Source organism: Chryseobacterium artocarpi (assembly GCF_001684975.1).
GTDB classification, from domain to species: domain Bacteria; phylum Bacteroidota; class Bacteroidia; order Flavobacteriales; family Weeksellaceae; genus Chryseobacterium; species Chryseobacterium artocarpi.
Window position 1 is genome coordinate 99,243 of sequence record NZ_MAYH01000001.1, and the last position, 13,392, is coordinate 112,634.

The following is a 13,392-nucleotide window of genomic DNA, read 5'->3' on the forward strand; positions in this document are numbered from 1 at the left end:
GCCTGATGGATGGTTATTTTAATCTAAAACGGACTAAAGTCCGTTCCTATTGAATGCTGGAGCTTATTGTTGGTGTTGAAAATTTATATTATGAGATTTTTCTAGCCCCGATAGCAGCGGTTACCCCGGAACATGAGTTGGAAGGTGTAGGATAGGATGGGGTAGGTATTGGGGTGAGGAGTATGAGCGTATAGCGGGAAACAGCTTCTAATAAAAAAACTCCCCTTAAATAGAGAGTTATATAGTGAATTTTGATTTTTACAGAGAGGTATATTCATAATCATATTGAACAATCGGCTTTCCATCGTTGTCTTTTCCTATAGCTTTTACAGGAAATCCATAGCCATTATACTCATAAGCGTAAGTAATGGTTTTATCAGATTGCCACGTTCCATTATTGTTAGAGCTGTTCTTATCTATAGTACAGTTGTTTTTACTTAAAACATCTGATTTTCCCACTATAATTTTCAGATACTTATTGAGATTTGTGTATGGATTTAGCTTATTATCATATGAGTAATCGTTTCTTACACTAAAACTTGAATTTCCTTTAATGTGAATAGTATATATTAAGACATTATCTCCATAGTAAGAGTACAATTCATTTGTAGTGCTCGTACAATCTGCTGAATTGCAAATTCTGGAAGAAGAAAGTTTACCCTGAGCATTATAACTGTACTCGTAAGTTCCGTTATAATCTGCAGTTGTAGAAACTCTTTTGTTGCTTACCAGTTGATCCCCGTTGTAATTAAATTCTGAATAATATTTCAGCTGTTGTTGGTTATTATAGGTATTTGATTTTATAGGCTTTCCGTTACTATATTCAAAAGTAGTAGATCCTTCTTGTGATTGCATTTTCACAAGTTGTGCCTGATTGTTGTAAGAAAATGTCTGAATGTTGCCTTGTGGGTTCCCGGGAAGATCCAGATAGGTAGTTGTAACTTTACTTAAGAATAATGTTTGAGCGGAAGGAGTATCGTTCGGGGAATTGATAGGAGTATCGTCGTTACTGCTGCTGCAGCTATTTAAGAATACAGTTGTACCTATCAATCCCAGAAATAAAAAGTTTTTCATGTAGTTTTTTGCAAAAATAGAAAATGTTTTGACAATAAAAATCCCACTATTTCAAAATAGTGGGATTTTATCATATTTTTATGAATCTTAATATCTGTAGTACTCAGGTTTGAATGGACCTTTTACGTCTACTCCGATATACTCAGCCTGCTCAGGAGAAAGAGTTTCAAGCTCTACGCTTAATTTCTTAAGGTGTAAAGCAGCTACTTTTTCATCTAAGTGCTTAGGAAGCATGTATACTTCGTTTCCATAAGCTTCAGAGTTGTTCCAAAGTTCGATCTGAGCCAAAGTTTGGTTAGAGAAAGAGTTAGACATTACAAAACTTGGGTGTCCAGTTGCACATCCTAAGTTTACCAATCTTCCTTCTGCAAGGATGATGATTTCTTTTCCTTCTACAGTGTAGATATCAACTTGAGGTTTAACTTCAGATTTTGTAGAACCGTAGTTTTCGTTTAACCAAGCCATATCGATTTCGTTATCGAAGTGACCGATGTTACAAACGATAGCTTTATCTTTCATTTTAAGGAAGTGCTCTCCTCTTACAATGTTAAAGTTACCAGTTGTAGTGATTACGATATCAGCATTATCTACTACAGTATCTAATCTTTTTACTTCATAACCGTCCATTGCAGCCTGAAGCGCACAGATTGGGTCAATTTCAGTAACTGTAACGATAGAACCAGCTCCTCTGAAAGATGCAGCAGTACCTTTACCAACGTCTCCGTATCCGCAAACTACAACTCTTTTTCCAGCTAACATTACGTCTGTAGCTCTTCTTACAGCATCTACTGCAGATTCTTTACATCCATATTTGTTATCGAATTTAGATTTAGTTACTGAATCGTTTACATTGATTGCAGGCATTACTAAAGTTCCATTCTTCATTCTTTCATAAAGTCTGTGAACTCCGGTAGTTGTTTCTTCAGAAAGACCTTTGATATCTTTTGTGAATTCAGGGTATTTATCAAAAACCATGTTTGTTAAATCTCCACCATCATCCAAAATCATGTTTAATGGTTTTCTGTCTTCTCCAAAGAATAAAGTCTGCTCAATACACCAGTCGAATTCCTCAGCATTTAAACCTTTCCAAGCATAAACCGGAATTCCTGCAGCAGCAATAGCAGCAGCAGCGTGATCTTGTGTAGAGAAAATATTACAAGATGACCAGGTAACTTCAGCTCCTAAAGCTACCAATGTCTCGATAAGCACAGCCGTTTGGATGGTCATGTGAAGACATCCAGCGATTCTTGCTCCTTTAAGCGGTTGAGATGGTCCGTATTCTTCACGGATAGCCATCAAACCTGGCATTTCTGCTTCTGCAAGGGTAATTTCTTTTCTTCCCCATTCTGCAAGGGAGATATCCTTAACTTTATAAGGAACGTATTGCGTTGTAGTACTCATATGTAATGAATAATTTTTAATTCAAGTGATTACGAAAGGCAAAATTACAATTTATAATTAAGATAAAAAAACGACAAATGAATTTCAGTTTCATGAGATTAAACATAGCTTAAAATTATTTAGTCTTAATCTAAATAATTACTTTTATCTCATAAAATATATCTTATGAATCATACACATACAGAGAAAAAAGCAAAGCCTGTAGCTCCAAAAGTAAAGGAACTTATTGAACGTACAAAGAGTGTTATTTTAGCCACTGTAGATGCAGAAGGAAATCCTAATTCCAGCTATGCACCATTTGTACAGGTAGAAAATACGTTTTATATCCTGGTTTCTTTCATGGCAAAACATACCAAAAACCTTTCGGAAGGAAGAAAAACTTCTGTTATGTTTATTGAAGATGAATCTGCTACCAAACAAATATATGCACGTGAACGTCTGACATTGGAGGCTTCAACTTCACAAATAGAAAGAGACTCTGAGACATGGAATACAGTTATCACAAAATTGAAAGAGAATCACGGAAAAGTAGTGGATGTTATTTCTGAAATGGGAGATTTTATTCTTATTGCTTTGCAACCGGTAAAAGGTTCTTATGTGAACGGATTCGGAAGTGCTTATTTTGTGGATGCCAATCTGGAAATTATTGAACATAGAAATGATGTAAATCATCAGTCTAAATAGATAATATGGGGCTGGAAGAGGGAAGCTGGAGGCTATCGATGTTAAATGAAGTAGAAAACCAACTTTTGAATGACTTTTCTAAATAAGTTTGCCTTTGTTTTTATCAACAGATAGAAACTTCCATCTTCCAACCTTTTTCACTATTTTTGTCCAATAAAAAAACAATGCCCCTTTACCGAGATTTTTCTGATGATAATGCCACTATTCTGGTTTGGAAATATGATGAAAGTGAAGAACTTGATATCAATGAATTACTGGAGCCGGAAAATGCTGAGAAAGTAAAGGATTACCACCCTAAAAAGCTATTGGAGGTATTGATGGTTCGTAAACTTCTTAAAGGTTTAAAACCAGACTCTAAAATTCTATACAAAGAAAGAGAGCCATTTCTTTCTCCTAATGACGCGGAAATTTCCATCACCCATTCATTTCCTTTTGCAGCCATTGCTATTTCTAAGAATAAAATAGGAATAGACGTTGAAAAATTTAATCCTAAAATTTTAAGGGTAATTGATAAGTTTACCTATGAAAATGAAAGGGGCTTCATTCCTGAGGACAAGGCTGATACTTTTTACACTATTATCTGGAGTGTAAAAGAGAGTATGTATAAAATTCATCATTCTAAGTACTGGTCTTTAAAGAAAAACTATGAAGTAAAGCCTTTTGAGCTGAAACACCTTCATAAGATCAGCTGCCGGGTTTATGATGAGCAGTTTTCAGACGAATTTAAAGCAAGAGTGGAGTTTTTTGATGACTATTGCTTTACGATTGTGGAGGAGTAGTGTGTTTTTCACTTCTGTATTTTTCAATCACTTTTCTTTGTTCCTTTGCTACATCATAGATCAGTTCAAGGATGTCGTGAATGTTCTTAAGCTCTGTTAAATGTGAAATTTTATCAGGATCTCTTCTGTCAACAATATCGTTTTCTTCAATTTCGGTCTTCCTTTTCGTAAGCATATCTTCAATAGAAGAATCTTCCGGTTCAAGGCGGCTTTCCATTTTAAGGGTTTCGTCAATGTCATCACCATTCAGCAAAGTGGAAACCTGCTGCATTTCTGCTTCTATTTTTCGGCTCCAGCTTTCTGCATCAATTTCCGGATACTGTTCGTTGTTTTTAGAGTATTGAGACAACGAAGCGGTGTAAGCTGTGATCAGGTGTGATGTTGCTACAAACTGATGAACAACTTCCAGTTTTTTCTGCTGATTTTTAGGATCGGAAATCATTCGTTGGAAATTATCCGAGAGGTTTGCCAAAGAAATAATAGCATTTTTTCTTTTTACTTTATAATCTTCAATATCAAAATCTCCTTTCAGAAATTTTGACATCACACTTTGGAAATAAATAAGGTTGTCCGCCGCCGATTTTTTCATCAGATCAAGATTCTGCGTATGTTCCCAAACAGGTAATACAATATAAGACACGGCAAATGCAATAATTCCGGCAATGGCTGTATCAACAATTCTGTCTTTAAAGATGATATTTACTTTTCCCGGATTTAAGAAATTAAAGCTTAAGAAAACATAAATTGTCATAAATAAAACTGCCCAAAAATATCGTCCTTTCAGAAAACTGAAACACATGATCATACTGATCAGAAGGATGGCAAGCAATATACTGTTGATATGTATAAAATGCAGGATAATATAAGCAATTGTAGCCCCAGTGACTGTTCCGTAGAGACGAAGAAGGTTTCTTTTTTTAGTAATGGAATAAGCGGGTTTTAAGATCGCTGTAATGGTAATTAATATCCAGTAGGTATGTCCTAATCCCAGAAAATCAAACATAGAGAAAAGATACCCCAGAAACAAAGCTGTTGTAATTCTGATAGCATGACGGAAATGAGATGAAGATAATGAGATATTATTCCTTAAAACCTTAGAGTTAAGTTTCGGCTCATTAGGCATGAATTTTTTCAAGTCTAACCCGGTGGATAAACTTTTAGCAAGCTTTACATTTTGTGAAAATACTTTATAAATCTCGTTGATTTCCTTTGTGATTTCATTGATACGCATTAAAATCTGACGTAAAACCATGAAATTTTCCAGGCTATCCGGAGAAAGTTGTTTATTTCTGAGCTCGAAGTAATTATAATTAAGATTCTTTAATTCTAGCTCCAGATTAAACATTGGCTTTGCTCTTGTTCCGCTTTGAAGGGCAATACCAATATTGGTAATCTCTTCTGCTAAAAGATTCAGATAATCATGGATATTAACCAGAATCATGCTGTCATCAAAGCTTTGCTGCAACTTTTGATAATCACTTTCAGAAGTCATGAGCTTTTCATGAAGGTCCATAGAATTTAGAAACATCAACATTAATAAACGGCTGGTGGTCGTTGATTCATTGACAATGGTTCTTGTTTTGAAAACGGTTTCTCTGGTTTCTTCCTGAAGGTTTTTTATTTCAATCTGTTTGGCAATAACCTGAATGGTAAGTTTGTCAAAATCGGGATTCTTTTGATAGTAATTTGCTTTTATTTTTAAAAACTCTGCAAGCTGAAGATAGTTTTCACCTATCATCTGTCCGGCAAGTTTATACGGTCTAATAGTAGTTACTATAAGGAAAATGAGCAGGAACCATATACAGCCGCTGGCAAAGATCAGTAAGCTTTTCAGAATGTCATTTCCGGTAAGATGACCGTCAATAAAGATAGCGAGTACAACAAGTGATAGAGATCCTACCGCAGCTAGTCTTTGTCCATAGACGCCAATCAGAGAAAAGAACATTCCGAATATAAGGATCTCGAGGATTACGAATATCTTGAAGTTCATCACAAGACTTGCAATAGATGCTACAAATACAAAGCAGCAAATGGCAAAAGCAAGAGCATTTCTTCTTCTGATAAACGGTCCGGGCTGATCGGTAAGTGCTACAAAACTGGTTCCAAGAGGGAAGAGGAAATATTCTTTTAAAATACCAAAGTGAGCAAGAACTAAACAAGGTAGAACAGTCGCTAATGTAATTCTGATTGCAGAATACAGGTACTGACTGGTTACAAATTTTTTTAGCTCTGCCGAATAGTTCATACTACAAAAATAGCTATTGAATTTAACAAAATCGCCATAAAGGAGAGACTTTTGTAAACTTAAATATTATTTTTATTTAATAATGATATTTCGGAAAGTGAAAATTGAATTTTTGCTTCGCAAAATAAAGAGTGAATATCCGTTTTGCCATAGAAATTGACGAGCGTAGCAGATTGAAGATTCAGAATTTTATTTTGTCATGATTTATTTTCAATAAAAAAGCCTCATGTAATATTAATGAGGCTTTATATAGTTGTAGTGAATCTTAACGTTCGTTGTTGGAAGTTTCATCTCCGATGTTCCAGGTAAGCCCGAAACGAAGTGTGTTATCCAGTGCACTGTTCACTTTTGACATATTGATCAGATAAGAAAGATCTAATCCAAAAGAGCGGTACTTCAATCCGATACCTGCTGTAGCGAACTGTCTTGCTCCCTGTTCTTCACTTTCATGGAAGTAACCTCCTCTTACAGAAAATGCATTGTCATATGAATATTCTAAAGCACCACTATACATGATACTGTTTTTGTTCTTGAATGATTTTCCGATACCTGCCATTGGACCTACGTTTGGAATTGCGTATATAGGTTTTCTGTTGGCATCTACTCCTGCATATTCAGATCCAGGAACTAAAAGCTTGGAACCTTCTACGGTAAGCCCAACTCTGTTTAAATCGTCAAGATACATATCATATCCGATACCTAATCTAGCCATAGTAGGAAGGTAAGATCTAGATTCTTCATTTCCGGTATAGTCTAGTTTCGGACCTAAATTTTGTACTGCAAAACCAGCGTTTAATTTACCGTCATATCCTCCAAAACTGGAAAATCTTTCAGAAGAATAGTATCCTGAAACATCTACAGCAAAAGAGTTTGCTGCTTTAAGTGTAGTATCTGTGTTGAATCCTCCGGCTAAGTCTGAACGGATAAATCTACCTGTTACAGCCATTGAGTAGGAATCAGAAAGTTTCAAAGCATAGGCAACATCAATTGAGAATTCATTAGGCTTTGATACCCCCATCGAAGCAACATCCGAGCCTACAAGCTGAGTCAGGTCTACCTGTCCCATATTAAAATAGTAGATACTCGCTGAGATGGTGGATCTTTCATCCTGTCCCAGGAATTTATGGAATGCTCCGTATAATAAGAATACATCATTGGTTAGTTTTCCCATATATGGAGTGTAGTTAAGCCCGATGGAAGAACTTGTTCTGCTAAAAGGATATTTAGCTGCATTCCAGAATTGTGAAAATGCATCAGGAGAGGTTACCACCCCTTGATCTCCCATACCTCCTGATCTTGCGTCTGGTGCAATCCTTAGGAAAGGAGCTCCGGTAAGTACAGGGTTTATTTTTCCTAAATCTTGCGAATAGCCTAGAAAACCAGCACTTAACCCAAATCCTAAAAGCAGTTTAGTAGTTAAATTCATATGTTGTCTTTTATATATTATCAGTTTTTTATTAATATTATTATCTATGTATTATCTAATTATTTCAAAAGTACCATTTTTTCTACAGCTGTAGCGCTTCCTTTGCATTTTTCTTGATTCTGACTTTTTGCAAATATCTTAAAAATATATGTACCTTTTGCTACTGTAGCTCCAAAATCATCTCTTCCGTCCCATTCTATTGCCTGGCGAGGAGTCCTGAAGCCTTGCAGGAATGGTTCTGCAACCACCGGTTGAGATAGAGTTCTTACCAATCTTCCGGTAATTGTATAGATCTGTACATTCACATCCAATATATCATCACAATTATGCTCAAACTGAATATACGTCTTATTGGTAAATGGATTTGGCCAGTTCAGCGGACGGTTGATCGTCAGATGTTGGTCAGATTCATCCTTAACCTCAAAGTTTAACGTAGCAGTTGTAGAATTATTGTTTATATCCCAAACTTTAAATGTTAATTGGTGCTGTCCTATAGCAAGATTTCTGAATGGATAAGTCACATTTCCTTTCTGGTAGTCGGCAAGACTTGGATTTAAACATCCGTTTCCTTCTCCTGAAGCATAAAAATCATTAAGAATAACCGTATTGATAATCTGACCATCCAGATATACTGTAATATCATGACCAATACCTGATCCTGTAGAGTTGATTCCGGTATCATCAGTAAGGCATGCGAGAAGCATCGGATTCTGATTGGTAATTCCTCCGTCTGCAAAATTGGTATTATTCATATAGAGCTTTACCTTTGGAGGCTGGTTGTCATTTACACCGTTAGGGTTGATATCACCTACTTGTACAGACTGATTATTGAATACATCCGTTACTTTATTGTCTGCATATCCTAATATTCTTCCTTCTCCTACTGCATAATTAATGTCTTTAGGAACATAAAATTCTGCGGTGAAGACTCCGTTTACAGCCATACCGGATGCTTTTACAATTGGGCTTCCTTCTTCAGTATACTGTAAGATAGGAGAGAGGCTTCCATTATTATTAAGGGTCTTTTTGTTAAGTCTTTTATCAAAAATATTGATTGAAACTTTTCCGTTGAATGTATTATTTAAAGTTCCGTTAGGGTTGTTTATGTGTCCTTTTACTTTAACGAAGTCTAAACCTCTGATCAATCCTGGTACCGGAGTTTCAATATCATCAATAACCAATAATCTTTGAGGTCTGCTTAGTGTCATAGCAGGATCACCAAGGAAGTTTACTCTTAAATGGTTGGCATTAGGACCTTTTTCTTTTTTTGCATTTAAATGAGCATATCCAAGTGTATTAAACTCATCATTTGTCAGTTTAAAAATATTCTTGGTAAAAACATCTGTGAAAGTTCTACCGTAATCAATACCAATAGCACGGCTGGAAGTAATCATTGCCGCAGGACCACCTTGCTTAAGTTTAATAAACTGTTCTCCTGCGGAATTAGTAGCAGGTTCATCCCATAAAGTAAATTCACAGGTTATGGTAGATACAAGTGGGAATCTGCTGTATACATTGGAGAAGTTATTAGAATTCTGAATCTCAGTGCTGGTAAGTACCCTTTCCTGTGCCCAACCGTTGATTCCTCCATGCCCGAAATAGAATAGGTATAAACTATTTCCTATACTATTTGATATTGCTTGGTTAACCTGCGGATATCTTGGACCTCCAGATGTACTTTGTACCGTAAATGCATCCTGATACAGTTTCTTTACATTATATTCTTTTAATGATGTTACTCCTGTTTGTTCAAACAATGAAGAAAGGGTGTTGTTCATTTCATTATGGAAAGGTTGTCCACCTTCACCATTATCATCCACTGCAAAGTCAAGCCTCATACGCCATTCTCCAAAAGGGCTGGATTGTCCCGGAAGAGCATTATAATAAGCAAGTGTTTTGTCGATCATATTGGCTGCTTCTGTTGCATTGGCAGCAGGAATTCTTCCTACAGGAAGATTCGGAATATTATGCTCAACGAAAAGTGTATTCTGAGGCTGAGTCATTACAATATAATCATCTGTCACATAAGATCCTACATAATCTGAAGAGTGCTCACTTTCATAAGCGGTAACAATGTTTGTATTATTAGGAACTCTGTTTTTATAATCATAAGAAGCATCTCCGATAATAAGTACAAACTTAAGTCTGCCTGCCGGTGTATTTAATTTGGTGACAAAATCTCTCACGGCGGTAAGATCCTTACTTCCGTTTCCAAATTCATCATAAATTTTGTTTACATCTACAATTTCAACTTTATAATTATTTTTTGTCTGATGATAGTTGGCAAGTCTCTGAGCCTGTCCCATCATTTCAGGTACAGTAAGGATCAGATAATCTACTCCCTGAATTGCAGAAAGATTCTGGTTTCCTATTCTTCCCACAAACTGAGGAGTAAAAGCTCCATCCGAACGGAAAGCTACAAATTCATTATTAAAGTTTATATCAGAAGCAGTATAGGCAAAATTAAAAAATCCGCCACCTGCTTTATTTACCCTTCTGTTTGCATTTGTAATATCTGTAACGTCCCACACCTGTTCTACATTAGATGCGTTGGAAATACTAAAACCATAATTGGTATTACTTCCTGTAGCAATAGAATAATCTCTGAAGCTTAATTGAGAACCGTTAAAAGAAAGATTTTCTTTATACTGTACTTCTATATAATCCAGATAGAATGTTCCATTAGGGTTTTTTGAAATATTCGGAGTATAGGTAAAAGTAATCTGATTCCCAGTTTGATTGGTCATTATTCCGGTATATCTTATCGGATAGAAGTTATACTGATAGGTAGAAGTATCCGTAAGAACCGTCTCATTTAAAGGCTGAAAATTATTTGCCTTAATTTCAATAGAGTTTTGTTGTGATCTGTAACCTATAACTCGTGTTTTGAATCTTATTGCATCATTCGCCTGAATAGGAGAGTTGGTTGTAAGGGTAACCGTTTTTTCAGTAGTAAAAGGAGGATCTTCTACCCATGTTCTTCCTACCTTCAATAAGTTTTTCTGATCATTATTGATGACTTGGTAACTATCGTACCTTGTAATCATTTGGGCAGGGAGGTTTCCATCAATAGTCTGGACTCTTTTCCCTGAACCTTTATCAAAGTTAATATAATAATAGGCGAAATCATCATATATATTCTTTAGGTTATCGCTTGAATCAGATCTTGTTTCCTGTCTCTTGATACCATTTCCGTTGGTAGTATCATAAAGATTATAGCCGTTTGGTCCCTGTGCATAGAATAAAGCGTAGTCATTATCATTCCATACGCCGTCTTCTTCACCTACAACCTGAATAGCATTTTCCTGTAAAGAATTATATCTCGGATCCTGATTGTATTCAGGAAGCATATGTCCTCCGTTTCCATAAATTCTCATGTTTCGTGGATTTACAGAAGACGGGTTAATACCGTTATCTCTTAAAAACTGTGAAGTGATTTTGAATATTCCTGATTTATCAACTTTTATTTTATAAAAGTTACCAGCTGATAAAGGATTACCGGTAGTACCTATTCTATTGGTGCTGCCAAAAGTATTTACCGGAGCAGAAGCCTCAGAAACATTAAACGAAGAAAGCCTTTGAACACGTCCTTTTATATTTTTGAATAAAGCAATACTAATGCTGGCATAGGTCTCTCCTTCTATAGTATAATATGTAATATCAGCAATGTCACGATTGGGAAGGTTGCTTTTGTCTAATTCAAATAAATCCTGATTGGAAACCCCATCCCAAACCAGGTCTGAAACTTTTAGCTGCTTTTCTCCAATTTTTTGCTTAGTTACTATAAAAACATTATTTTGGCTGAAAGAAAAACCTTCATTGTTAAAATTTGGAAGATTTAATTTTGTGTCACCAAAGTCCTGAATTTTAGAACCATTCCATTCTATGGTGTTTCTTTGGGCGTAAAGTGTTGATGCAAAAGCGATTAAAGATAAAAGCGTGATTTTTCGTCTCATGTTTATTATTGAAATTGCTAAATTACAAAATAAATGAAAATTTTAGAATTAAATTGTAATACAATAAAATTAATTTGTTATCGTTGTTCAAAAAAATCAAATCTTTATTTGATTTATTGAATAATTTATTTTTTCTTTGTACTCTTGAAAATATTTATATCGACTATGAAAAAACTACAGTTGTTTTCATTAATAGCATTAAGTTCTACACTTGCATTAACCAGTTGTGGCGGATCAGGAACCAGCAAAGGTGGTGGTACCAAAAAATTTGTCAGTAAAACAGGTTGGAAACCAAACGAAAAACAGGGTTGGTTTTTTGCAGGAAAGCAACAGAAGCAGAAAGGTTGGCCGGGAATGGTATATGTAGAAGGTGGAACTTTTACAATGGGATTAGTGAAAGATGATGTTATGCACGATTGGAATAACACACCGCGAAGAATGCAGGTGAGTTCATTCTTTATCGGAGAAACTGAAATTACTAACTACGAATACCGCGAATACCTTACATGGTTGAAGTATGTATTCCCACCAAGTGATCCTAGTTTTAAGGAAATCTATAACGGTGCTTTACCGGATACCTTATTATGGGACAACAAACTAGCTAGAAACGATTATAATGAAACGTATCTGCGTTCTCCGGAATTCGATTATTATCCGGTAGTAGGAGTTTCCTGGACTCAGGCAAACAGATACTGTGAATGGCTTACAGACAGAGCAAACGAAAAAGCTTTGATGCAGGCTGGTGTTATTGCTAAAGATTTATATATCAACGAGTCTAATAACCAGGGTGGTACTGCATTCAACATGGATAAATTCAAAGCGAATGATCCTGAAATGCAGGGGTACATCAATGAAAAAAGAATGCAGCAAAAATCTGGTATGAAAACTACCAACCAAAGATTGTTATCTGCAAACAGAGCTCCAAATTCTGCAATGGTTCAGAAGTTCAGACTTCCTACAGAAGTTGAATGGGAATACGCAGCATTGGGTATGGCTAAAAACAGAGAATATAACCAATACCTAGGTAAAAAACCTCAGATCGAAAGATTAAGAGGAACTAAAGGTAAAGAAAAAGGAATGTTCCTTGAAAACTTTAAAATGGGTAGAGGAGATTACTCTGGTATTGCTGGATGGAAAAATGACGGTTCTGCACAGACTTCTGATGTAAGACAATATCCATCTAACGACCTTGGAATCTACGGTATGTATGGTAACGTTGCAGAATGGACTGCCGATGTATACAGACCTATCATTGATGAAGATTTCAACGACTACAACTATTATAGAGGAAATATGCCTCAGGCAATCGTAAAGAACGGTGACGGAACTTACAAAATGATTGACGAAGGTACTATTAAGTATGATACATTAGCAGACGGAAGATTAGTTTACAAAGGTCTTCCTGGGCAATTCGAAAGAGAAACAATTGCTGATTACAGAAACTATAGAGATGGTGACAGACAATCTTCACTGGAATATTATAGAGCTTCCGATTCAGCAGCTGGATTTGATATGTATAACGCTCCTAAGAAAAGCTTTATAGTAGATGCTAATGGTAGAGTTAAATTACAAAAAGATACCAGAGACAGAACTTCTGCAATCTCTAACGAGGTAAGAGTAGTAAAAGGTGGTTCTTGGCAGGATACTGCATACTGGCTTGATCCAGGACAAAGAAGATATAAGAATCAAGGTAGAGCTTATGGTTGGATTGGTTTCCGTGTTGCACAGGATGCCAGAACTAATGATAAGAACAGAACTAGAAGATAATATTTATCAAAAAATACTTATAAAAAACCTTCCGTATTTTCGGAAGGTTTTTTTATTTTT

Annotated in this window: 8 protein-coding genes; 3 read left to right on the top strand and 5 right to left on the bottom strand. The window is 35.7% G+C overall.

From position 1 onward, the window contains the following. Positions 1–258: 258 nt before the first annotated feature. Entirely contained in the window at positions 259–1,074 is an 816-nt protein-coding gene (locus tag BBI01_RS00480; RefSeq protein WP_065392732.1) for a hypothetical protein, read from the bottom strand. Positions 1,075–1,161: 87 nt separating this feature from the next. Then, entirely contained in the window at positions 1,162–2,475 is a 1,314-nt protein-coding gene (gene ahcY / locus BBI01_RS00485; protein ID WP_065392733.1) for an adenosylhomocysteinase, read from the bottom strand. 165 nt (positions 2,476–2,640) lie between these two features. Here ahcY and BBI01_RS00490 point away from each other — a divergent pair, with 165 nt between their 5' ends. Further along, entirely contained in the window at positions 2,641–3,159 is a 519-nt protein-coding gene (locus BBI01_RS00490) for a pyridoxamine 5'-phosphate oxidase family protein (RefSeq protein ID WP_065392734.1), read from the top strand. A gap of 164 nt (positions 3,160–3,323) precedes the next feature. Next, positions 3,324–3,938 carry a 4'-phosphopantetheinyl transferase family protein gene (locus tag BBI01_RS00495; protein WP_065392735.1) on the top strand — a complete coding sequence of 205 codons (615 nt, stop codon included), beginning with the start codon at positions 3,324–3,326 and terminating at the stop codon, positions 3,936–3,938. On the opposite strand, the gene BBI01_RS00500 is transcribed toward BBI01_RS00495, so the two are convergent. From BBI01_RS00500 to porU, 3 genes are all read right to left on the bottom strand, one after another. After that, on the bottom strand, positions 3,919–6,183 hold the full coding sequence (locus tag BBI01_RS00500) for an FUSC family protein (protein ID WP_065392736.1): 2,265 nt from the start codon (positions 6,181–6,183) through the stop codon (positions 3,919–3,921). The two genes, BBI01_RS00495 and BBI01_RS00500, sit on opposite strands and share 20 nt — an antisense overlap. A gap of 265 nt (positions 6,184–6,448) precedes the next feature. Further along, a complete protein-coding gene (gene porV / locus BBI01_RS00505) occupies positions 6,449–7,609 on the bottom strand; it encodes a type IX secretion system outer membrane channel protein PorV (RefSeq protein WP_065392737.1) in 1,161 nt (386 codons plus the stop codon). Positions 7,610–7,668: 59 nt separating this feature from the next. Then, positions 7,669–11,565 carry a type IX secretion system sortase PorU gene (gene porU, locus BBI01_RS00510; RefSeq protein ID WP_065392738.1) on the bottom strand — a complete coding sequence of 1,299 codons (3,897 nt, stop codon included), beginning with the start codon at positions 11,563–11,565 and terminating at the stop codon, positions 7,669–7,671. Positions 11,566–11,730: 165 nt separating this feature from the next. On the opposite strand from porU, the gene gldJ reads away from it, so the two are divergent. Further along, positions 11,731–13,332 (top strand): gliding motility lipoprotein GldJ, encoded by a 1,602-nt coding sequence (gldJ, locus tag BBI01_RS00515; protein ID WP_065392739.1) that lies wholly within the window; start codon positions 11,731–11,733, stop codon positions 13,330–13,332. The last annotated feature ends 60 nt before the right edge of the window (positions 13,333–13,392 follow it).